16 protein-coding genes are annotated in these 21,912 nt (G+C 51.1%); 12 read left to right on the top strand and 4 right to left on the bottom strand.

The annotated features are described in order from the left end of the window. The first annotated feature begins 3 nt into the window (after window positions 1-3). Window positions 4-477, top strand: a complete 474-nt coding sequence (gene yedD, locus AAF463_RS11910) for a lipoprotein YedD (protein WP_350260838.1) — start codon at window positions 4-6, stop codon at window positions 475-477. Window positions 478-610: 133 nt separating this feature from the next. Here the strand turns inward: yedD and fliT are convergent, their stop codons facing one another. From fliT to fliD, 3 genes are read right to left on the bottom strand one after another with little or no spacing between them, the layout of a single operon-like run. Further along, window positions 611-964, bottom strand: a complete 354-nt coding sequence (gene fliT / locus AAF463_RS11905; RefSeq protein WP_049852573.1) for a flagella biosynthesis regulatory protein FliT — start codon at window positions 962-964, stop codon at window positions 611-613. Beyond that, on the bottom strand, window positions 964-1,371 hold the full coding sequence (gene fliS, locus AAF463_RS11900) for a flagellar export chaperone FliS (protein ID WP_350260837.1): 408 nt from the start codon (window positions 1,369-1,371) through the stop codon (window positions 964-966). Before fliS ends, fliT begins: the two co-directional genes overlap by 1 nt. An 11-nt stretch (window positions 1,372-1,382) precedes the next feature. Continuing rightward, window positions 1,383-2,825, bottom strand: a complete 1,443-nt coding sequence (gene fliD / locus AAF463_RS11895; protein WP_350260836.1) for a flagellar filament capping protein FliD — start codon at window positions 2,823-2,825, stop codon at window positions 1,383-1,385. 393 nt (window positions 2,826-3,218) lie between these two features. Between fliD and AAF463_RS11890 the strand changes: the two genes are divergently transcribed. From AAF463_RS11890 to AAF463_RS11840, 11 genes are all read left to right on the top strand, one after another. Then, window positions 3,219-4,136, top strand: a complete 918-nt coding sequence (locus tag AAF463_RS11890; RefSeq protein WP_350260835.1) for a flagellin — start codon at window positions 3,219-3,221, stop codon at window positions 4,134-4,136. 148 nt (window positions 4,137-4,284) lie between these two features. Further along, window positions 4,285-8,496, top strand: a complete 4,212-nt coding sequence (locus AAF463_RS11885) for an FkbM family methyltransferase (RefSeq protein WP_350260834.1) — start codon at window positions 4,285-4,287, stop codon at window positions 8,494-8,496. Window positions 8,497-8,783: 287 nt separating this feature from the next. Then, window positions 8,784-9,752: an HNH endonuclease signature motif containing protein gene (locus AAF463_RS11880; protein ID WP_101764045.1), complete on the top strand. Its 969-nt coding sequence runs from the start codon at window positions 8,784-8,786 to the stop codon at window positions 9,750-9,752. Window positions 9,753-9,895: 143 nt separating this feature from the next. Beyond that, the gene (locus tag AAF463_RS11875) at window positions 9,896-10,618 is read left to right on the top strand and encodes an RNA polymerase sigma factor FliA (RefSeq protein WP_007891379.1); all 723 of its coding nucleotides are present in this window, start codon (window positions 9,896-9,898) and stop codon (window positions 10,616-10,618) included. Between the two features lie 51 nt (window positions 10,619-10,669). Further along, window positions 10,670-11,173 (top strand): flagella biosynthesis regulatory protein FliZ, encoded by a 504-nt coding sequence (fliZ, locus tag AAF463_RS11870; RefSeq protein ID WP_007891377.1) that lies wholly within the window; start codon window positions 10,670-10,672, stop codon window positions 11,171-11,173. 131 nt (window positions 11,174-11,304) lie between these two features. Beyond that, window positions 11,305-12,291, top strand: coding sequence for a D-cysteine desulfhydrase (locus AAF463_RS11865; RefSeq protein WP_137386027.1), 987 nt, complete (start codon window positions 11,305-11,307; stop codon window positions 12,289-12,291). A gap of 196 nt (window positions 12,292-12,487) precedes the next feature. Further along, the gene (tcyJ, locus tag AAF463_RS11860) at window positions 12,488-13,288 is read left to right on the top strand and encodes a cystine ABC transporter substrate-binding protein (RefSeq protein ID WP_101764047.1); all 801 of its coding nucleotides are present in this window, start codon (window positions 12,488-12,490) and stop codon (window positions 13,286-13,288) included. Further along, complete coding sequence (tcyL, locus tag AAF463_RS11855; RefSeq protein ID WP_064739084.1) at window positions 13,288-13,956, top strand: cystine ABC transporter permease; 669 nt, start codon at window positions 13,288-13,290, stop codon at window positions 13,954-13,956. The genes tcyJ and tcyL overlap by 1 nt, the downstream gene beginning before the upstream one ends. Continuing rightward, entirely contained in the window at window positions 13,953-14,705 is a 753-nt protein-coding gene (gene tcyN, locus AAF463_RS11850; RefSeq protein ID WP_064739083.1) for an L-cystine ABC transporter ATP-binding protein TcyN, read from the top strand. The genes tcyL and tcyN overlap by 4 nt, the downstream gene beginning before the upstream one ends. Before the next feature lie 236 nt (window positions 14,706-14,941). Then, window positions 14,942-16,030, top strand: coding sequence for an acyltransferase family protein (locus AAF463_RS11845; RefSeq protein WP_350260833.1), 1,089 nt, complete (start codon window positions 14,942-14,944; stop codon window positions 16,028-16,030). Between the two features lie 467 nt (window positions 16,031-16,497). Beyond that, window positions 16,498-17,580: an acyltransferase family protein gene (locus AAF463_RS11840; protein WP_350260832.1), complete on the top strand. Its 1,083-nt coding sequence runs from the start codon at window positions 16,498-16,500 to the stop codon at window positions 17,578-17,580. A 70-nt stretch (window positions 17,581-17,650) separates the two neighbouring features. On the opposite strand, the gene putA is transcribed toward AAF463_RS11840, so the two are convergent. After that, the gene (gene putA, locus AAF463_RS11835; protein WP_309834222.1) at window positions 17,651-21,595 is read right to left on the bottom strand and encodes a trifunctional transcriptional regulator/proline dehydrogenase/L-glutamate gamma-semialdehyde dehydrogenase; all 3,945 of its coding nucleotides are present in this window, start codon (window positions 21,593-21,595) and stop codon (window positions 17,651-17,653) included. Window positions 21,596-21,912 lie beyond the last annotated feature (317 nt).

The following is a 21,912-nucleotide window of genomic DNA, read 5'->3' as shown; positions in this document are numbered from 1 at the left end:
AGAATGAAAAAGTGGATGATAGTGGCCGCGCTGGCGCTGAGTGGCTGTGCGCAGATCAGCAATTATGACCAGGCGGTGAAAACCCCGGCACCGCTGGAGCTGCAGGGCAACTGGCAAACCGTGGGGCCGCAAAGCAAGCTGATCAGCAAGCAAGCGATGGGCAGCCTGATTATTGGTGCCGAGGGCGACACGCTGGATTGCCGTCAGTGGCAGCGCGTGATTGCCAAACCGGGCAAATTAACGCGTCTGGGCGATGACTGGGTTAACGTGACGCGTCAGGTGCGCGTGATGCCGCTGGTGCTAGAGAACGGTGAGCTGCGTTACGATGGATTGAGACTGCGTAAAGTGGATCGCCCAACCGTTGAGTGCCAGCAGGCGCTGGAAGAAGTGGCGAAGCGTCCGAATGAGGCGGTGATTCAGAATATCGAGCCAGAGATTATGCGCCCAATTACGGTGTCGTCTAAGCCGGCACAGTAATTCCCAGGTCGCCATAAATGGCGACCCTACATATTCTGCCCGTAGGGTCGCCATTTATGGCGACCTGGAAATCGAAAAAAACGGGTGAGAAGATAGCTTCCCACCCGTTTTTTATGCAGTTCATTGCAACGAATCAACCCTGCGGCAAATACACACTACCTTGCTTGCCATACGCGCTCATCACCGATTTCTGCATCGATGACTGGCCCACCAGCTGCGTCAATTCGTCCATACGCAACTGCAACAGACGTTTCACTTCGCTCTCGTTATCGAGAATATGGCGTAACACCGGACGCAGCTGCTCTTGCAGCTGGCGCGACGGTGCGGCGGCTTCGGTTGTTTGCGCCAGTCTTTGCACCGCACTGACATAGTCCACTTCCTTGGTAATCAAATCATCCCATTCGCCGTCTGCTGCCAAACGCAGCATTCCGTGGCTGAGGTCGAGTAACTGTTGGTAAACGGTAATCAGTGGCGGTGCAATATTCATTAAACGGCGTCCTGAAGGTGTTGAGGTTGTACGACTTCTTTCCAGGCATCAGCGATATTGCGCAGAAGACCTTCAACTTCCTCCACTGCGCCCACATCATTGTGCAGATTGGCACTTACCAAGCGACGGATCATGTAGTCATACAGAGAAAGCAGGTTATCGGATAACTCGTCACCCGCATTTTCCACTAACCCTTGTTTCAAACCGCCATCGATAATATTGATCGCTTTGGATAGGGATATCCCGCGGCCTTCAATGTTACCTTCTTGCATAAACAAGCGCGCGCGAACAATAGCGCTCAGCGCACCGTCGAAAAGCATCACCACGAGTTGGTTTTGGCTGGCGCTCATTACAGCGCTTTCGACGCCCAACCGCGCGTAGGTGCTGGCACCTGACTGGCTGTACATTACGTTGCTCCTTAACTACTGCTGCTACTGCTGCTTGTCGAGGAAAACTGCTGCGTCAGATAAGATGATGTGGCATTCAGCTGCGACATCAACGTATCGAGTTGAGTAAATTGTGTTTTATAACGTGCCATTGTGGCTTCAATGGTCGCTTGCATCTTGGTGTAACGATCGGCCAACTCATCTATTTGAGTGTTGAAACCGTCGGTGGCGGTTTTAATAATGCCTTCTTTGCCAACGCTAGTGCTCAGCATGGTACTCAAAGTACTGCTCAGTTGTGTACCAAGGCCGGTCTTTTCACCATCACCCACAAAGAATTGAGAAACAGATTGGGCGTTGCTGGTCAATGCATCTGTCAATTTAGTGTCATCAATCACCAAATTACCGGTGACACCTGATTCGGATACAGAGGGATCGATGGTAATGCCCATCTGCGCCAGAATGGCAAAGCTGCCGCCGCTCTGTGCTTCGGTCAACAGGCTGCTCAAACGGTTCGACACCGTGCGCACTGTGTTATCACCGAGCAATGCACCATTGGAGGTCGATTGATCGGCACCGGCATCAACGGCGGTGTATTTGGTCACGCTACCAATCACCGAACGCACTTTGTTGTAAGCGGTCACAAAGTTTGTAATTGCGGTTTTCACCGAATCAACCGATTTATCAACGACTAATGACTCATCGCTGGTGGATTTCGCTTTCAACGTCAGCGTCACGCCTTCGAGCGCATCGGAGATTGTGTTGCTGTCACTTTCAACATCAATGCCATTGACTGTTAACTTGGCATTTTGCGAGGCGGTTTGCACTGACATCGCATTGCTGCTGGCCGTGCTGTCATAGCCAATCGCCGCTTGCAAAGTATCGTCGCCGGTGACCGTCAACGTAATGTCATTATCCGTGCCGGTTTCTTTTGAACTCAGCAGCAGACGATAGTTACCGTCACTGCCTTTAATGGTAGTGGCAGAGACGTTAGCACCGCTGTTGTTAATGGCCTTCACCACGCTGCTGAGCGAGGTTTCGCTGTCTGACAATGTAATGTTGACCGGATCACCGCTACCTTGTGAAATCGTGATAGTGCGTGATGTGCCGGTTGTGCTGCCCAGCTTAGAAGCATCGGTAATCGGCTGTGAAATCAGCGTCTGCGCTACGGCAATCTGGCTAACATTAATGCTATAGCTACCGGCGACCGCACCGCTTGCTGTCGTCGCGCTGAAAGCGGTATTGCTGCTGGTGACGGCGGTTGCGTTGAAAGTATCAACACTTTTTAATTTATCAGTCGCAGTTTGCAGTGAAGCCAATGCGCTTTGTAGCTGACCAATCGCGGTAATCTTGCTTTGATACTTGGTTTGTTGCGTCGTGATTGTCGTAAGTTTTGAGTTTTCAGCCGTTTCTAAACTGTCATACAAATCACTGAGGTTCAGACCTGAACCCACACCCAGATTGCTAATCGTAGCCATGACACGTTCCTCGAACGATTAAATGTTCTGGTTTTATCGGCAAGTCGAAACAGAAGTTTACCTCTATTTGAATTTCCTAATGGGCAGAGTTGACGCGTGATTTATTCCTGTTTCTGACGATAGCGTTAGCCACTCAAGGCTGATGTGTAGATCTATAAAAGGAAGTGATAATAAAGAAGGCTGCGAACAAAAAAACGTGATTGAGCGATGATGAGTTAACATCGATGAAATGAATTGTCGACGATGTTTCTATTTAACCTATTGAATAGTATTGAGTATTTATTATTTTGTATTTTTTTCTAAAGCCTGTGAAAACCGTGCCGATACCCTTTTTGACTGCGAGATGCGCCAAGCGTGTTTCAACTAACTAAACCTCTTTAAAGGACTGTTATCATGGCCGTTATCAATACCAACATTTCTTCACTGGTTACTCAGAACAACCTGAACAAATCTCAGTCCTCTTTGAGCACTGCGATCGAGCGTCTGTCCTCTGGTCTGCGTATCAACAGCGCGAAAGACGATGCTGCTGGTCAGGCAATTGCCAACCGTATGAATGCACAAGTTAAAGGCCTGACCCAGGCTTCACGTAACGCCAACGACGGCATCTCACTTGCGCAGACCACTGAAGGCGCTTTGAACGAGATTAACACCAACTTGCAGCGTGTGCGTGAATTAACTGTTCAGGCGAAAAACGGTACTAACTCTTCAGACGACTTAGTATCAATCAACAATGAAATTGTTGACCGTTTGAAAGAAATCGACCGTGTATCAGCGCAGACCAGCTTCAACGGCACTAAAGTTTTAACTGCTGATACGACTTTGAACATTCAAGTTGGTGCGCAGGATGGCGAAAAAATCGGTATTTCACTGAAGAAAATTGATTCCAAGACTCTGTTCTCAGGTGTTGCTGGTATGACTTCTGTTACAGAATCGTCAACCGGTAAAACTTCTGCAGGTACCATTGGTATTCTGACATTTACTGCTGGCACAGCCGCAACTACTTCCGGTGCGGCTGTTGATGCAACTGTTACTGTAGGCACTGACCTGCTGGCGAAAATTGACACCGCTATTTCTAACGTTGACTCACTTCGCTCTTCACTGGGTGCGAGTCAGAACCGCTTCGAATCTACGGTTAACAACTTGAACAGCACTGTAACCAACATCACTGCTGCGAAGAGCCGTATCGAAGACGCAGACTACGCGACTGAAGTTTCCAACATGAGCCGTGCGCAAATTCTGCAGCAGGCGGGTACTTCGGTACTGTCTAAATCTAACCAGGTTCCACAAAACGTGTTGTCTCTGCTGCAGTAAATCTAAAGCATCAATCCGCTTAATTAGCACTAAAAATAACGGGTATTATACCCGTTATTTTTTTTTGTGCTTATTACAATGATGACAATGCGAGGTGAATGCTTAGCTTTTACCTAAATATTGAAAAATCATTTGGAATTAAGCAATTATGAAAAAAAACGACGCGAAAACAAGAACCCTTGAACATGAAAAAGAGAGTTTGCTTAAATTAAGAGAAGCAGTAGAGCTTCTTAATGAAAATCCAGAAAAATCACTGGCCATTGTATTTCCGCTGATTAATGAATTAAAATATAATCCACTTTTTTGGTCTGTAAAGGGGCGCGCCTTTGCCAAGCTTGGCAGGATGAGTGATGCAGAGATTGCATTTAATCGAGCATTTGATATTAATGAAAATTTTGATGAAGCTTTAAACGGTATGGCAGAGCTTCTTTTTCGAAATGAAAGATTGGATGAAGCTGAAATATTTCTAAATAAAGCTATTCAACGTTTGAATTCTAATGATTCATTTAAATTTAAAACGTTAAGAGCGGCGGTATTACAACAAAGTAAAAAATATGATCTAGCAGTGAAAGAATATTTCGAGCTTACTCAAGAGCAGCCAAATAACGATGTGCTTTGGAGTAATCTTGGTATGCTTTATCAGAGCTTGGCTGATTTCGATAAGATGAATGAAGCCTATGATAATGCAATAAAATTACAACCTAACCATACCACTCCGTATTTTAATAAAATTGTTGGTGCGCATTATGATCCCGCATCCACAGCTTCCAGCATTTTTTCTTTATGTAAAGAGTGGCAAGGTAAATTCAAGCTTGATGGGAAAATCGATCGAGCAATATCAAAAAATATTTCTCCTAATAAAAAATTAAGGATTGGCTTGGTTTCTGATGGTTTTCGATCTCACCCTGTCGGAAACATGATAACCACAGGGCTTTCGAATATCTCTGATGCACACATTGAAATTTATGTATATAGCACTAATTTCAAAGAAGACCATGTTACTAATAAAATAAAAAGTATTGCAAAGGATTGGAAAGTCATTGAAGGACTATCAGATAGCGCTATAAATAAAAGAATTAGAGAAGATAATATTGATATCCTATTTGACCTTTGTGGCTATAATGCAAACAGCAAAATGATGGTCTTTATGCAACAACCTGCACCCATACAAATCAAATGGGTTGGTGGGTTGATTAGTTCTACCGCATTGGTCGGTATGGATTATCTTTTGAGTGACCATATAGAAACCCCTGAAAACGTTGATGCTCAATATTCGGAAAAGTTAATTCGCATGCCGGGGGATTATATTTGCTATGACCCACCTTACTATCTTCCTCCTGTAAATGAAGGCCCCGTCAACATTGCTGGCTACATCACTTTTGGGTGTTTTAATAACGGATCAAAGATTAATGATGAGCTCTTAAAACAATGGGCTAAATTATTACAGCTTGTGCCAGACTCTCGTTTATTATTAAAAAGTTCTAATTTTGATGTCAAAGTAATGTGCGAGCGTGTTTGGACTATTCTGGAAAACAATGGGATATGCCGCGAGCGAGTAATTCTAGAGGGGTATGCCCCACATAAAGAATTGCTTGCTAGTTATAATCGCGTTGATATTGCCTTGGATCCTTGGCCTTATTCTGGTGGTCTCACGACTTGCGAAGCAATGGCGATGGGGGTTCCCGTTGTTACTTTACCTGGGCCAACATTTGCTGGTCGTCATTCGGCATCACATTTAATCAATGCAGGTATGCCGGAACTGGTTGCAGAAAGCTGGGAGCAATACATTAATATTGCGGTTGGTTTAGCCAAAGACCCAAAAAGCCTCGGCATCATTCGACATCATATGCGCGAAATACTATTAGCATCGCCAGTGTGTGATGGTAAACGCTTTGCTAAGCATTTCTCCGATGCTATGCGCGCCATTTGGCAGCGTTACTGTGAAGGCAAAGCGCCAGAGGCGTTAAGCCTCAGCGAAACCAGCGCCCCCTTTTTCCTGGATGACATGCAACCAATAACCTTGCAACATCCTGTTCAGCAAAATTTGGAACAACAGCCGGTAAAAGTTCAAGACTTTGAATTTCAGCTGTCCGGTAAAGTCTTAATGATGGATTACGGCGGTTGGTTGGCGCGAAGTGCCAAGTTTATCGATTTGACATCAATTGATGCTATTCATGCGGTCATTATGGATCCGTTGTCAGTGGTGGAAGACAAGCACTTGCCGTTACGCAAAAAAGATATCCAGCATATCAAGGCGCATTTGCTAAGTAATGGTGAAGAAAAGCCATTCTTCATGTGCCTTGATGCTCAGTTTAGTAGTGATTTATCCGCACTAGGTTCCGCTGATGCAAACGACGTATGGACTGCGCAGAAAGTCTTAACTGAAGTAAAATTCCCATCATCTAAACTGGATGAAATTCATGGGTTGGACCGTCTGGAATGGTTCTCAGTAGATAACTCACTAGACCTCAAGGCTGTATTTTCTCATGGTAAACGTGTATTGACGAGTTGCTTATTTATTAATGTTCAATATCGCTTTGAACAAACTCATAAAGATCAACTGTCATTCAGTCAAATTGAAGAGATAATGAAAGAGTTGGGCTTCCGCTTTCATACATTCACCGATGTTGAATACGCTCAACCAGTTATGATTAATGTACAAAAGTCGTTGCCATCATCTAAAATGATTTCGGCTCAAATTTTGTTTATACCAACGACTCAACGTATGAATCATTTAAGCTTTGAACAGCGTGAAAAATTGGCGTTTATCCTTCATGCTGGATATCAGATGCATGATGTTGTTGCCCAAGTATTGAAAATTAGTTCTGTTGACCGTGCAAAACTCTATGCTGATGAAGCTATCCCTGCAGCCAAATCAGACTCTTTAAATGGTGTTAAAGTGCCTTTGCACTCGCTACCAAAAAAGTTAATCGTTAGTTTAACTTCGTATCACAAACGTTTTGCTACGTTACATATGACATTGCAATGTTTGATTAATCAGTCAGTTCGTCCTGACCGTATTGTTCTGTGGATCGCCGAGTCGGAACGTGCCATAGTTCCTGATGATGTGCTTAAGTTTAAAAGTAAAGGCGTTGAGATAAAATATTGCGGTGATATTAAGTCGTATAAAAAAATTGTCCCTATGTTGGTTGAAGATGCTAATGCATTCATTGTCACAGCGGATGATGATTTGGCATATCAGTCTGACTGGCTGGAGAAAATTGTCTCGGCTTGGGATGGTGATTACAAGACAGTCGTTGCCTATCGTGCTCACAAAGCACGCCTTGATAGTGCTGGAATGCCAGTAGATTATAAAAAGTGGGAATGGCAATATTCTGACAGTTCCGTTCGTTCTGGGCTGATATTCCCGACGACTGGATTTGGTACATTGTACCCGCCTCACTGTTTCCACCATGATGTGACAGATGAGAAGCTTTTTGAAAAATTGGCACCTCAAACAGACGATATATGGCTTTATTGGATGTGCCGATTGAATGGCGCTAAATTTAAGGTTGTAGGTGGTGAAATGGATGTCCGCGAATGGAAAGGTACGTCGGATGATGCACTTTGGCACAGCAATCTATCGAATGGTCAGAATGATAAAAACATCGCTAAGATGATTTCACACTATGGATTCATCAGTGAGGATGCGCATCAGCTTAATGATGAATTGCCTGCAATGATTGATACATTCACTTTCGCTCACGGCAACAAATTGGTTCATATGAACTTGCCTAATCAGCAAGATTTTATCCAAAACGTCATTAAGTCTAATCGGCGTTTCTATGAACCTGAAATGCTGGCGGATATTGCGGCGAGAACTAAACTGGGTTCAACGATTCTCGATATTGGTGCGAACATTGGAAACCATTCTGTCTATTTTGGCCTGTTCTGCGGTGCGAAAAAGGTCATGTCATTTGAACCTCAAGATGAGGTTTATGACACGCTGTCGACAAATATCGCGCTAAATCATTTGAATCACAAGGTTACAGCGTTCCAAATGGGCTTAGGCAGTTATGAAACGACAGCCAAACTGGGGGCGGTAGATGCCAAGAACATAGGCATGACAAAACTGCAAGTGAGTGAGAGTGGTGGCATCAGAATCGCGACGTTAGATTCAATGGTGAAGGATGAACCGGAAAATTCTATTTCTGTCATAAAGATCGATGTTGAAGGAATGGAAATGGAAGTGCTGGGCGGTGCGGTCAAAACATTAGAGCGGCATAGCCCTGTAATTTATGCCGAAGCAGGTACGCCGCCAGAATTTGAGGCCATATCTGTATTCCTTTCCAAATTTGGTTATTTGGCAACGAAGCGTTTCAACGCTACTGCAACGTATTTGTTTGAGAAGCAGCGTTAATTTCGTAAGCTAGATGATTTATCAAACGCCCTTTAGGATTTAAAGGGCGTTTTAATCAGACAACCAGTCACTGCTAAAATAAGTCACATGATGAGCTCTTAGCAAAAGAATGAGATTTTTCTGCTGCCGTAATGCAAATCGTGTGATCGGCTAATCTCTAATTTCCCTCACCACCCTATAACCCCGAAAAAGTAACAGGACTGTTACAGTCCATGCCCAATCTGCCGATAACTCCCTTCAGAATCATTCCAATTTTTGAACCACATTTTTCCGTTTCTGGGGTGTCTATGCGCTTCAATTATGACTTGTTACCGGGTGAGCTACTGACCTTCGAAGAGATTGCCCTGCGCTACACGCAGCAGCATCCCGACGAGAAAGAGCTTACCGCACGCGGGTTGCTGAGCCCGTCGACCAGCTTTCGCAATTTGGTGATCCGCGCGCTGTTCGCGCAGGAGGAGATCAACAGCCCGATCGAGGATCTGCTGTTTGTCTCGGACGACAACGAGCGCAAAAACTATCTGCGTCGCTTTGAGCATTACCTGAAAAACCAGCAGGCGTTTCTCTACTTCCGGCGCAACGACGAAGCGCGTAAAGAAGGGCGCTGGAAAGTGGTCGGCGAAACCCAGGTGTTTGCCATGCTCGATCCCAATTCGGCAGCGGCGCAGAATCTGCTCAACAGCCGGGGCTTTAAGCTGGTGCTGATGCGGCAGACCGAAGAGGATGAGTATTGGCAGCTGTTCGATGCGCAGGCGCATCCGTGCTTCCCGCTGTCGCGCAAAATCCAGTTTCTGGTGGTGTTGAGCACGCCGCAATACAAAGTGCCGAGCGGCGTGATGCCCGGCACCGAAGTCGGACGCCGCGTGAAAGCCAAAGTGCTACAGCGCTCCAGCCAGGCGGAGTTCACCTCGGCGGTAAAAGCGCGCTACGGCGCCTGCATTATCACCGGCACGCAGCTGACCGAACGTCACAGCTGGCCGTGGGTGGAAGCCTGTTACATCGACACGCAAGAGAACGAAGAGGGCTTTCTGGCGGATAACAGCGCCGATAACGGCTTATTCCTGCGTAGCGACCTGCAGCGGCTGTTTATCAACAAAATGATAAGCATCAACGCGGAAACCGGTCAGGTGCTGTTTAATCCTGCGCTGGAAACTGAAGCGTTGATTACCCCTTTTTATCAGGCACTTGAGGGCAAAGTTTGCGCATTATGGGACGCGGTGCCGCCTGGCACGCGGGAAAGACTGCGTAATTTGCGCTAACGCCCGCGCGGATGGCGGTGCGATCCACCGCCATCCATAACAAATTTGAAATAACCTCGCTTTTGCCCGCCTATTCTGCCAATCAAAACCCCTACAGAATTGGATAATCATGCCGATAACTTTACTAACGCAGGGTAGTCAACGTGAACGATCTCTATACCGCCGATGGCGTGATGGATAAACATTCGCTCTGGCAGCGCTACGTTCCTCTGGTGCGGCATGAAGCGCTGCGCCTGCAGGTTCGTTTGCCAGCCAGCGTTGAGCTTGACGATCTGCTGCAGGCCGGTGGCATTGGCTTATTAAATGCCGTGGAGCGCTACGATGCGCTACAGGGCACCGCCTTTACCACTTACGCCGTGCAGCGTATCCGGGGAGCAATGCTGGATGAGCTGCGCAGTCGCGACTGGGCACCACGCAGCGTACGCAGAAATGCGCGCGAAGTGGCAGGTGCCATGCATCAGGTAGAACAAGCGTTGGGGCGCTCGGCTACTGAGCAGGAAGTGGCTGAGCGACTGAATGTTTCGCTGGAGGAGTATCGGCAGATTCTGCTCGATACCAACAACAGCCAACTCTTTTCCTACGACGAGTATCGGGAAGAACACGGCGACAGTGCGGAGCTGGTGACGGAGGGGCATGAGGAAGCCAACCCGCTTCATCAGTTGTTGGAAGGAAACCTACGTGACCGCGTGATTGAAGCGATTGAGGCCTTGCCTGAACGTGAAAAACTCGTGCTCACACTGTACTACCAGGAAGAACTGAACCTGAAGGAGATTGGCGCGGTGCTGGAAGTGGGGGAATCCCGCGTCAGTCAACTGCACAGTCAGGCGATCAAACGCCTGCGTGCCCGATTATCGGGGGCGCGCTAACAGTCTCAGTTCCTGGCGATCGAAAAAAACAATAAAACCGGGGACTCAGCAATGGGAGCCAAAGTTAAAGCCAGACCGTTAAGTCGCTATCTTAAAGACTATAAGCACAGCCAAAGCAATTGTTCACACTGTGGCAAAGTTTTAGATCGTATGGCGTTAGTCTTTCGCGGCCAGATCATCAATAAAGAGGCCATCGCACGCATGGACCAAATGATTGACGATCAGGTGTGGATGAAACTCCAGCCAGAATTGACCGCCTTGTGTCGTTTCTGCAGCGATATATTTTGTAATACCCATCCGAATTACTTCGACATTATGGCGTTTAAGCAATACCTGTTTGAGCAGACCGAGATGAGCCACAGTACCATACGTGAGTATGTGGTACGTTTGCGTCGGCTTGATGACATGCTGAAGGCAAAAAATTTCCCGGCCGATCGTTTACGGGGCAATAGCTGGCATGAATGTCTGGAGAACGATCTGCCTGATGCGGGCAATAACAATTACCGCATCGCACTGCGCAAATATGACCAGTTTTTAGGCTGGCAGCAGGGCTGAGGGAGATCCCACCCTTGTTGTTGTCGAGCATGACAGCAACAAGGGCAGCACGCGGTGAATTCCGGGTGCGACTTTTCTCATCTTCTGCAACACTGTATGGATAACTGCACATTGCCCGAATGGAGGCTGCATTGTCCTTACATCTTCTGCACCAGTTCCCCCGTCTTGAATTACTCGGTGCACCAACGCCGCTTGAGCATTTGCCCCGGCTTTCTGACTATCTTGGTCGCGATATCTTTATTAAGCGCGATGACTTCACGCCGGTGGCCCTCGGCGGTAACAAACTGCGTAAACTCGAATTCCTGGCTGCGGATGCGCTGCGCGAAGGCGCGGATGTGCTGCTGACGGCGGGCGCCATTCAATCTAACCATGTGCGTCAAACCGCCGCCGTGGCGGCGAAGCTCGGCCTGAAGTGCGTGGCGCTGCTGGAAAACCCGATTGGCACAACGTCAGAAAACTACCTCAGCAACGGCAATCGCCTGATGCTTGATTTGATGGATGTGGAAATCGTCATGGTTGATGCGCTGCACAATCCCACTGAACAGCTGGCCGCTCAGGCTGAACACCTCGAAGCGCAGGGATTCCGCCCGTATATTGTGCCGGTCGGCGGTTCCAATGCGCTCGGTGCGCTCGGCTACGTTGAGTGCGCGCAGGAGATTGCGCATCAAAGCGAAGGCGTGGTGGATTTTGCCGCGGTGGTGGTCGCTTCCGGCAGCGCCGGCACGCACGCGGGCCTGGCGGTGGGTCTGGAACAGCTGTTGCCCGAAACCGAATTGGTCGGCGTCACCGTGTCGCGCAAAGTTGAGGCGCAGTTGCCGGTGGTGGAGCGCATTCGCAGCGCGCTGGCAGAGCAGCTCGAAGTGCAGGCCAAAGCGCCGATCACCTTGTGGGATGATTACTTCGCGCCGCGTTACGGCGAGCCAAACGATGAGGGCATGGCGGCGGTGAAACTGCTGGCGCGGCTGGAAGGCATCATGCTCGATCCGGTGTATACCGGTAAAGCGATGGCGGGATTAATTGATGGCATTGCGCAAAATCGCTTCCGTCGTGAAGGTCCGTTGCTGTTCGTGCACACCGGTGGATCGCCGGCGTTATTTGCTTATCACCCTTCGGTCTGAGACAGAACGTAAAAACGGTTTATAATCCAGCGGTTATTGCAATCCGCACCCACCGTAGCGGCGCAATTTATTGCGCGATAAATCGCGCCGCTACACAATGTGCGAGGATTGTATCAAGGTAGTCGTAAGGTGCGCATTTATGCTATGCGCACTCAAAATAAGCACACAACAACACATCACAATAAATGGGGTAAACATGACTTTCTCTCCAATTCGTCGCCAAATGGTGATGGGCATGATGGCGGTCGCGCTGGTCGCGGGCGTTAACGTTAAATCCTTTGCCGCTGAAGATTTGCTGGCAAAAGTAAAGAGTAAAGGCGAGCTGCGCGTCGGTCTGGAAGGCACTTATCCGCCGTTCAGCTTCCAGGACGAAAAAGGCCAGCTGACCGGCTTCGAAGTAGAGTTCGCGCAGGCGCTGGCTCAACACCTTGGCGTGAAAGCCGATCTGCGTCCGACCAAATGGGACGGCATGCTGGCGTCGCTGGATTCCAAACGCATTGACGTGGTGATCAATCAGGTCACCATTTCCCCTGAGCGCAAGAAAAAGTATGACTTCTCCACGCCGTACACCATTTCTGGCGTGCAGGCGCTGACGCTGAAGAAAAACGCAGCAACCGTCACCAAGCCAGACGATCTGGCTGGCAAGAAAGTCGGCGTCGGTCTCGGTTCCAACTACGAGCAGTGGCTGAAGGATAATGTGCCGAAAGCCGATGTGCGTACCTATGATGATGACCCAACCAAGTATCAGGATCTGCGTTCAGGCCGTTTAGACGCCATTCTGGTTGATCGTCTGGCGGCACTGGATCTGGTGAAGAAAACCGGAGACACCATGGCGGTAGCGGGCCCGGCCTTCTCCCGTCTGGAGTCGGGCGTGGCGCTGCGTAAAGGCAACGACGATCTGCTGAAAGCGATCGACTCCGCCATCGCGGACATGCAGAAAGATGGCTCGCTGAGCAAACTGTCTGAAAAATGGTTCGGCGCGGACGTCACTAAATAATGCAGGAAAGCTTACAACTGGTGCTGGATTCAGCACCATTTTTACTGAAAGGCGCGCTGTTCACGCTGCAGCTGAGTATCGGCGGGATGTTCTTCGGCCTGATACTCGGCTTCGTGCTGGCGCTGATGCGCCTGTCACACTTCTGGCCGATCAACTGGCTGGCACGCATCTACGTGTCGATTTTCCGTGGCACGCCGCTCATCGCCCAACTGTTTATGATCTATTACGGTCTGCCGCAGTTTGGTATCGAGCTGGATCCGATTCCCTCGGCGATGATTGGTCTGTCGCTGAATACCGCCGCTTACGCCTCTGAATCGCTGCGTGGTGCGATTGCCGCGATTGAGCGCGGGCAGTGGGAAGCCGCTGCCAGCATCGGCATGACGCCGTGGCAAACGCTGCGTCGCGTGATCCTGCCGCAGGCCGCGCGCACCGCGCTGCCGCCGCTGGGCAACAGCTTTATCAGCCTGGTGAAAGATACCTCGCTGGCCGCCACCATTCAGGTGCCGGAGCTGTTCCGTCAGGCGCAGCTGATCACCTCACGTACGCTGGAAGTGTTCACCATGTATCTGGCGGCCTCGCTGATTTACTGGGTGATGGCGACCGTGCTGTCGGCGTTGCAAAATCGCCTGGAAGCGCATGTGAATCGACAGGATCGGGAGGGCAAATGAGTGCAATTGAAGTCCGTCAGCTGGTGAAGCAGTTTCACGGCCAGACGGTGCTGCACGGCATCGATCTCGACGTGGCACCAGGCGAAGTGGTGGCTATTATCGGGCCAAGCGGCTCCGGTAAAACTACGCTGCTGCGCAGTATCAATTTGCTGGAAGTGCCGGAAAGCGGACGTATTAAAGTTGGCGATATTGCCATTGATGCGGCGCTCGGCCTCAATAAGCAGAAGCAGCTGGTGCGCCAGTTGCGTCAGCAGGTTGGCTTTGTGTTCCAGAACTTCAATCTGTTCCCGCACCGCTCGGTGCTGGAGAACATCATTGAAGGGCCGGTGATCGTGAAGGGCGAGCCGAAGGCGGAAGCCATCGCACGTGCGCGCAGTTTGCTGGAGAAAGTGGGATTGCACGGCAAGGAAGAGAGTTTTCCACGTCGTCTCTCCGGTGGACAGCAGCAGCGTGTGGCGATTGCTCGCGCGCTGGCGATGCGTCCGGAAGTGATTCTGTTTGATGAGCCGACCTCGGCGCTTGATCCTGAGCTGGTGGGCGAGGTGCTCAACACCATTCGCGCGCTGGCGCAGGAGAAACGCACCATGGTGATCGTCACCCATGAGATGAGCTTTGCGCGCGACGTCGCGGATCGCGCCATCTTTATGGATCAGGGACGCATCGTGGAGCAGGGCGCTGCAAAAGCGCTGTTCAGTAATCCGCAGCAGGCGCGTACCCGGCAATTTCTCGACAAGTTTCTTAACCAATAGTCTCCAGCGTCGCCTGATAAGGGCGACGCTTTTCTTCTCTCTCCCGGTATTTTTCTTCTCAGTATTTTCCTAAAGTCAATTCGCCTGACTTTAATAAATTACTGAATTTTAACGATTAAATTTCACCAGTATCCTACGCGAATTAGGGTGGTTTCTTATTAGGAAAGTCCCGATTGAGACATCTTTGTAAATATAAATAATTCTTTACAAATTCATGGCGCAATTAGGACATAGCAATGACAACTGCCAGGAAAGAGGTCCTGTGGATCAACACGCTCAAAGGGGGCTGCATTTTGATGGTGGTATTACACCATTCCATCATCACCACGTTCGCGCCTTCGCTGCATCATCTCACGGCTGGGCTGATGCCAGCGCACTGGTGGGTGGCGTTTAACACCTATCTGTCGCCGCTGCGCATGCCGGCCTTCTTTTTTGTCTCAGGTTTGCTGGCTGCCAGTTCAATCACCAAAAAGAGCTGGAAAGAGGTGTTCACCAAAAAGTTCAGCAACATCGTCTATCTCTACCTGCTGTGGGGCGTCATTCAGTGGCTGAGCATTCACTACATCTCCACCCATCTCGGGGAACGGCTCTCCAGTACTAAAAACGCCGCCTATGCGGACACGCCGTTTGAGTTCGTTAAGCTGCTGATGACCTCGATGACGAGCCTGTGGTATCTCTACGCGCTGGCCGGATTCTTCCTGTTCACTAAGCTGTTCCACAAACAGAAGATGGCTTTGATGGCGCTGGCGATTGTCGCGACTTACGCCGCGCAGTTTAGCCTGATTCCCGGCTGGGGACCCGCCAGCGTGGCGCAGAACTATCTCTATTTCCTGCTCGGCGTGTTCTTCAGCCAGGCGTTGATCGAGTTGAGCGAACTGAAGCGTCAGCACTGGTTGATGCTGGGCGGCATTGCGCTGATTGGCCTGCTGCACCATGTCGGCGGCATCTATAAGAATCCGTTCTACAGCTTGCTGACCATCGTGTTTGGCATTGTGCTGTGCCGCTTGCTCAATGAACATTTCAATATGGCGTGGCTCAACTGGATTGGCCGTAACACGCTGCAAATCTACGTGCTGCACCGTATCTTTATTGAGCTGCTGGGGCTGAGTGCGATTGTGCTGGCGGTGCATTATGGTTGGTTTGACCATACCGTCTTTAGCTGGGCATGGGCGCTGCTGATGCCAATTACCGGCGTTGCGTTGTGTACCAGTATTTCGTTGTTGGTGTGGACGCTGCTCAACCGTGGTCCGGGCCGCATGCTGTTTCTCTATCCGCGCCTGCTGCGCAAACCTGCGCTCGAAAGCAAAAGCGCACCGCTGCAATAACTTTGTTGATCACGCGCCGCATATTCCGTAGCGGCGCAATTCATTGTGCGATAAATCACGACGCTACGGAATGCGCGGTAATAAATCGCTTAGCACAACGCGAATATTGCTGCTTATCCATTTGCCACATTAAATAAATCCACATTTAGGATTTGAATTTAATCTGGCATAAGAAAGGGTGGATTGTTCTTAATTTCCCTGCGCGACAACGATCACACTTATTTTACTTAATCATCTTTTAGTGACTCAAATTAAGACAAATTTCCTTAGCCTGCTCAGGGTTCTATTTTTGTCTGGATGTGTAAAGTATTGTTATATCAGGACCACAAAAAAACATTTAGGACTTTCGCTACATCATGCCCGCCCCGCCTGTTGAATAATCGTTTAATAATCATAAATGCTACAACGCTTATTTCCTCATCCTTCTTCTTTAAGACCTACACAGCAACAGCAGCGGGAGTCATCATATGAATAACGCCAGGAAAGAAGATATCGCATGGATAAATACCCTCAAGGGAGCCTGCATATTACTGGTGGTGTTGTATCACACCGTATTACCTGGATTCGAAGGCACGGTGAAATTATTGACGGCAGGTTGGATCCCGGCAGAAATATGGGTGCAGTTTAATACCGTATTATCGCCGCTGCGTATGCCGGCGTTTTTCTTTGTTTCGGGCTTATTAGCCACTAACGGTATTTTAAATCGGCCGTGGAAACAGGTATTTACCAGTCGCATCACCAACCTGTTTTATCTCTATATTTTGTGGGGCTTTATTCAGTGGTGGTCGATTGTTGGCATCTCAACCGAGATCACCGGGCAGCGCATTTCACAGAACCTCAACGCGGCGTATGCCGGTTCGCTGCTGGAGTTCTTAAAGCTGACATTCCTCGCCATGAGCACTTCGTGGTATCTCTACGGCCTGGCGCTCTATTTCCTGTGCGCCAAGATCTTCAAACAGCAGAAAGTGGCGTTGCTGGTGGTGGCGATTGCGCTCAACTATCTGGCGGTGGAGAAGATCATTCCGTACTGGGGACCACAAAGCGTGGCGCAGTATTTCCTGTTCTTCCTGCTGGGGGCATTCTGGAGCCCGATGATGCTGCGTCTCAGTGAATGGCGTCGTGACAACATTGTGCCGTGGACGATATTGGCGGCGGTCTCGGGCCTGCATATCATCTTTGGTCTGGATAAGAGCCTGTTCCTGTGCATCCTTGCGGTGCTGGGAAGCGTGGCGGCGTGTCGCTGGTTGAACGCGCGTTTCAAGATGAGTTACTTGAATTGGGTTGGGCGCAACACGCTGCAAATTTACGTGATTCACCGCATCTTCATTGAGTTCTTCGGTATGTCGGCGATTCTGTTCGCCCAGCGCCATCACCTGTTTGAGCAAGCATGGTTCTCCATTCTGTGGGCCTGTTTCTATCCGCTGGCGATTGTTGGCATCTGTTCGCTGTGTTCGGTGGCGGTGTGGCAGGTGACGAATCGTGGATTGGGGCAGTCGCTGTTTGTGTTTCCAACGCTGATCGGGTTGAAGCGGAATAAGTCTGCGGCCTGAAAATTCACGCGATGAATCGCGCCGCTACCAAATCATGTACTGACTGTAGCGGCGCACTTTATTGCGCGTCTTAACCGATGGTCATCAAACTCGCATTACCGCCCGCAGCGGCGGTATTGACGCTGAGTGAACGCTCAATGAGCAAACGCTCCAGCAGCAGATTGGTTTCGCCGCGGGCGAAGCCCTGAACCGAGACAATCGCGCCATCGCGTGCCGCGACCTGCTCACACAGGCTGCGCAGCTGATCGGCATCACCGTGATAAATCACCGCATCAAACTCCGCCGCCAGCGCATCCTTCACCAGCTTGACGTGCGCTTGCACTGCAGCAGGCAAAGACGTACGCAGCGCACGATGCAGCTCATCATCCTGCCAGATGGCCTGACTGCCGACGCTGGTTACCGCCGCCAGTTGCGTCAGCGCGTCTTCTGCGTTATCGGCGATGCACAGCACATGTTCGCGCGGCAGCAGGGTGAAGGTATTGCGCTCGCCGGTTGGGCCCGGCAGCAGACGCACCGTACCGGCCTGCGCCAGCTCGTCGTAACGCTGACACAGCGCCAGCAGCTCAGGCTTATCCTGCGCCCACTGCTGCAATGCCTGATGCGCACGCATCAGCTCGGCACGCACCGTGCTATCCACCGGGCGCTCGGCATCCTGACGATCAAAGGTGATACGCAGCGCGCCATCTGGACGGTTGGCCAGCAGGCGATAGAGATAGAGCGGACCACCGGCTTTTGGACCGGTGCCCGACAAGCCTTCGCCGCCGAACGGCTGCACGCCGACGACCGCACCCACCATATTGCGGTTTACATACAGGTTGCCGACTTTAGCGCTCGCCGTAACCTGCGCGATGGTTTCATCGATGCGCGTATGCACGCCGAGCGTCAGGCCGTAACCCGACGCGTTAATCTGCTCCACCAGCTGCGGCAAGTTATTGCGCGAGAAACGCACCACGTGCAGCACCGGTCCAAACACCTCTTTATCCAGATCGCTTACCTGATCCAGCTCGATCAGCGTCGGCTTGATAAAGGTGCCGCTGTTCCACTCTTTGCTGTCCTGTGGATTCTCCTGCGCCGCCTGATAGACGGTGAAGCCCTTGTTGCGCAGCGCCTGAATGTGACGTTCGATGTTGGCTTTCGCTTCGGCATCGATTACCGGACCAATGTCGGTCGAGAGACGTTCCGGGTTGCCCATGCGGCACTCGGCCATTGCACCACGCAGCATTTTCAGCGTGTGATCGGCCACATCGTCCTGCACGCACAGCAGACGCAGCGCCGAGCAGCGTTGCCCGGCACTATCAAAGGCCGAAGCCACGATATCCACCACCACCTGTTCGGTTAGCGCTGAGGAATCCACGATCATCGCGTTCATGCCGCCGGTTTCGGCAATCAGCGGCGTCGGACGACCCTGAGGATCGAGACGACCAGCCAGATTACGCTGCAGCAATGTCGCCACCGCGGTTGAACCGGTGAACATCACGCCGCGTACGCGCTCGTCGCCGGTCAGTTGCGCACCCACGGTTTCGCCCTGGCCCGGCAGCAGTTGCAACACGCCAGCCGGTACGCCGGCATCCAGCAGGATGTGCACCGCCTGCGCGGCAATCAGCGGCGTTTGCTCCGCCGGTTTTGCCAGCACGCTGTTACCCGCCGCCAGCGCTGCGGCAACTTGTCCGGTAAAGATCGCCAGCGGGAAATTCCACGGGCTAATGCACACCACCGGACCAAGCGGACGATGGGTTTCGTTATCGAAATCGTCGCGCACCATGCCCGCGTAGTAGTAGAGGAAATCAACCGCTTCACGCACTTCGGCGATGGCATTGTTGTAGGTTTTACCGGCTTCACGCACCAGCAGGCCAATCAGCTGCTGCATCTGGCCTTCCATTGCTTCGGCGGCACGCTCCAGAATCGCGGCACGCTCCTGCGGTGGCGTCGCGAACCAGATTGGACCGGCATTGACTGCCGCATCCAGTGCAGCCGAGACTTCGGCTTCGGTAGCTTCACGCACGCTGCCCACCACATCTGTTGGTGCAGAAGGGTTAAGCACCGGGCGGCTGACGCCTTCGCCCAATTCACCTTCTACCAGCGGTTGGGCGATCCACGGCTGGCTGGCGCTGTTGAGCAGGGCACTGGAGAGCGACGCCAGACGATGTTCGTTGGCCATATCCAGACCGGCAGAGTTAGCGCGCTTGGCGCCATACAGATCGCGCGGCAGCGGGATTTTAGGATGCGGTAAACCAATCGCGCCTTCCGCGACGCCCATTTTCTCCACGGCGGCCACCGGATCGGCGACCAGCTCATCCAGCGGCAAGGTGTTATCAGCGATGCGGTTAACGAAGGAGGTATTGGCACCGTTCTCCAGCAGACGACGCACCAGATACGCCAGCAGCGTTTCGTGGGTACCGACCGGCGCATAAATACGACACGGTCGGTTCAGTTTGCCATCGGCCACTTTACCGACAACCTGCTCATACAGCGGTTCACCCATGCCGTGCAGGCACTGGAATTCGTACTGGCCTGGATAATAGTTATTGCCCGCCAGCTGGTAGATCGCCGCCAGCGTGTGCGCGTTGTGGGTAGCAAACTGCGGATAGATCAGGTTCGGAACCGCGAGCAATTTGCGCGCGCATGCCAGATAAGAGATGTCGGTGTACACCTTGCGGGTATAGACCGGATAGCCTTCCAGACCTTCAATCTGCGCGCGTTTGATTTCGCTGTCCCAATACGCGCCTTTCACCAGTCGAATCATCAGACGGCGACGGCTGCGCTGCGCCAAATCAATCAGCGAATCAATCACGAACGGACAGCGCTTCTGATACGCCTGAATCACAAAGCCGATGCCGTTCCAGCCTTCCAGCTCCGGTTCAAAGCAAAGTTTTTCTAGCAGATCGAGCGACAGCTCAAGGCGATCGGCTTCTTCCGCATCGATGTTAATACCAATGTCATACGAGCGCGCCAGCAGCGTCAGGGATTTGAGGATCGGGTAGAGTTCGTCCATCACGCGCTCATACTGCGCGCGGCTGTAGCGCGGATGCAGCGCTGACAGTTTAATGGAGATGCCCGGACCTTCATAAATACCGCGACCGTTCGACGCTTTGCCGATGGCGTGAATCGCCTGCTGGTAAGAAACCAAATAGGCTTTGGCATCGCTGGCGGTCAGCGCCGCTTCGCCCAGCATGTCGTATGAGTAACGGAACCCTTTCTCTTCCAGCTTGCGCGCATTGGCCAGCGCTTCGGCGATGGTTTCACCCGTAACAAACTGCTCGCCCATCAGGCGCATCGCCATGTCCACGCCTTTACGGATCAGCGGTTCGCCGCTTTTACCGATGATGCGATTAAGCGAGCGCGACAGATTAGCCTCGTTATGGGTAGAGACCAGACGGCCGGTAAACAGCAAGCCCCAGGTGGCGGCGTTAACAAACATCGACGGGCTGCGGCCAAGATGCGATTGCCAGTTGCCATTGCTGATTTTGTCGCGGATTAACGCATCCCGCGTCGGCTTATCCGGAATACGCAGCAGCGCTTCCGCCAGACACATCAGCGCCACGCCTTCCTGCGAGGAGAGCGAGAACTCCTGCAGCAAGCTTTGCACCATGCCGGCGCGGCCGGTTGCACCTTTCTGGTGCCGCAACTTATCGGCAAGGCTGTAAGCCAGCTGATGGGTTTTCTCGGCCAGCGGGGCAGGGAGACGCGCTTGTTCCAGCAGCATTGGCACCGCATCCGTTTCCGGACGACGCCATGCGGCGGTGATCGCTGAGCGGCTGACTGACTGCGGTAAAATATGTTCGGCGAAGTCGAGGAAAGGCTGCAGCGCCTCGTCGGGCACGCTTTCATCACCGGCGGCATCAATCAGCAACTGCGGAATTTCCGGCACGGATTCACCGGCTTCCAGCTGCTCCAGATAATTAAAAATGGCCTGCTTGATCAGCCAGTGTGATGTGCGGTCAAGCTTCTGCGCCGCCAGTTTAATGCGATCGCGGGTGGCTTCATCCAGCTTCACCCCCATGGTAGTCGTTCCCATGATGTCCTCGTCCTCAAAAGTAGTGATTCAACGCTTGCGTGGCAGCAATATCACCTATGTTGCAACTTTGTGCAACCAGGTTAAATGTGACCTCGGTTGCACGCTTTGAACCGCCGAAAGTGTTAAATCGATAAATGCGGCATGAAAATTGCTGCAAGAAACTCGCCAATGTTGCAACCGCCAGCAACAAGACGGTTACTGAACCCGATGAGGTGCAACTCAAACTGTGAGCAGGCGCAACCTGCTGGCATTAAAAAAGCGAAGGAAGGTGAAACCGGTGTAACAGCTGTGTTAAATGCATTGTGCGCGCCGACCCT

Source organism: Pantoea sp. BJ2, assembly GCF_040255075.1.
Taxonomy (GTDB): domain Bacteria; phylum Pseudomonadota; class Gammaproteobacteria; order Enterobacterales; family Enterobacteriaceae; genus Pantoea; species Pantoea leporis.
Note: the sequence above shows the minus strand (reverse complement) of the source record. Positions and strands in the feature narration are given on the sequence as shown.

What these genes read in the sequence shown, in the direction of transcription:
- yedD (WP_350260838.1), top strand. Translation starts at nt 4, where the DNA reads ATGAAAAAGTGGATGATAGTGGCCGCGCTGGCGCTGAGTGGCTGTGCG.
- fliT (WP_049852573.1), bottom strand. Translation starts at nt 964, where the DNA reads ATGAATATTGCACCGCCACTGATTACCGTTTACCAACAGTTACTCGAC.
- fliS (WP_350260837.1), bottom strand. Translation starts at nt 1,371, where the DNA reads ATGTACAGCCAGTCAGGTGCCAGCACCTACGCGCGGTTGGGCGTCGAA.
- fliD (WP_350260836.1), bottom strand. Translation starts at nt 2,825, where the DNA reads ATGGCTACGATTAGCAATCTGGGTGTGGGTTCAGGTCTGAACCTCAGT.
- AAF463_RS11890 (WP_350260835.1), top strand. Translation starts at nt 3,219, where the DNA reads ATGGCCGTTATCAATACCAACATTTCTTCACTGGTTACTCAGAACAAC.
- AAF463_RS11885 (WP_350260834.1), top strand. Translation starts at nt 4,285, where the DNA reads ATGAAAAAAAACGACGCGAAAACAAGAACCCTTGAACATGAAAAAGAG.
- AAF463_RS11880 (WP_101764045.1), top strand. Translation starts at nt 8,784, where the DNA reads ATGCGCTTCAATTATGACTTGTTACCGGGTGAGCTACTGACCTTCGAA.
- fliZ (WP_007891377.1), top strand. Translation starts at nt 10,670, where the DNA reads ATGGGAGCCAAAGTTAAAGCCAGACCGTTAAGTCGCTATCTTAAAGAC.
- tcyJ (WP_101764047.1), top strand. Translation starts at nt 12,488, where the DNA reads ATGACTTTCTCTCCAATTCGTCGCCAAATGGTGATGGGCATGATGGCG.
- tcyL (WP_064739084.1), top strand. Translation starts at nt 13,288, where the DNA reads ATGCAGGAAAGCTTACAACTGGTGCTGGATTCAGCACCATTTTTACTG.
- tcyN (WP_064739083.1), top strand. Translation starts at nt 13,953, where the DNA reads ATGAGTGCAATTGAAGTCCGTCAGCTGGTGAAGCAGTTTCACGGCCAG.
- AAF463_RS11845 (WP_350260833.1), top strand. Translation starts at nt 14,942, where the DNA reads ATGACAACTGCCAGGAAAGAGGTCCTGTGGATCAACACGCTCAAAGGG.
- AAF463_RS11840 (WP_350260832.1), top strand. Translation starts at nt 16,498, where the DNA reads ATGAATAACGCCAGGAAAGAAGATATCGCATGGATAAATACCCTCAAG.
- putA (WP_309834222.1), bottom strand. Translation starts at nt 21,595, where the DNA reads ATGGGAACGACTACCATGGGGGTGAAGCTGGATGAAGCCACCCGCGAT.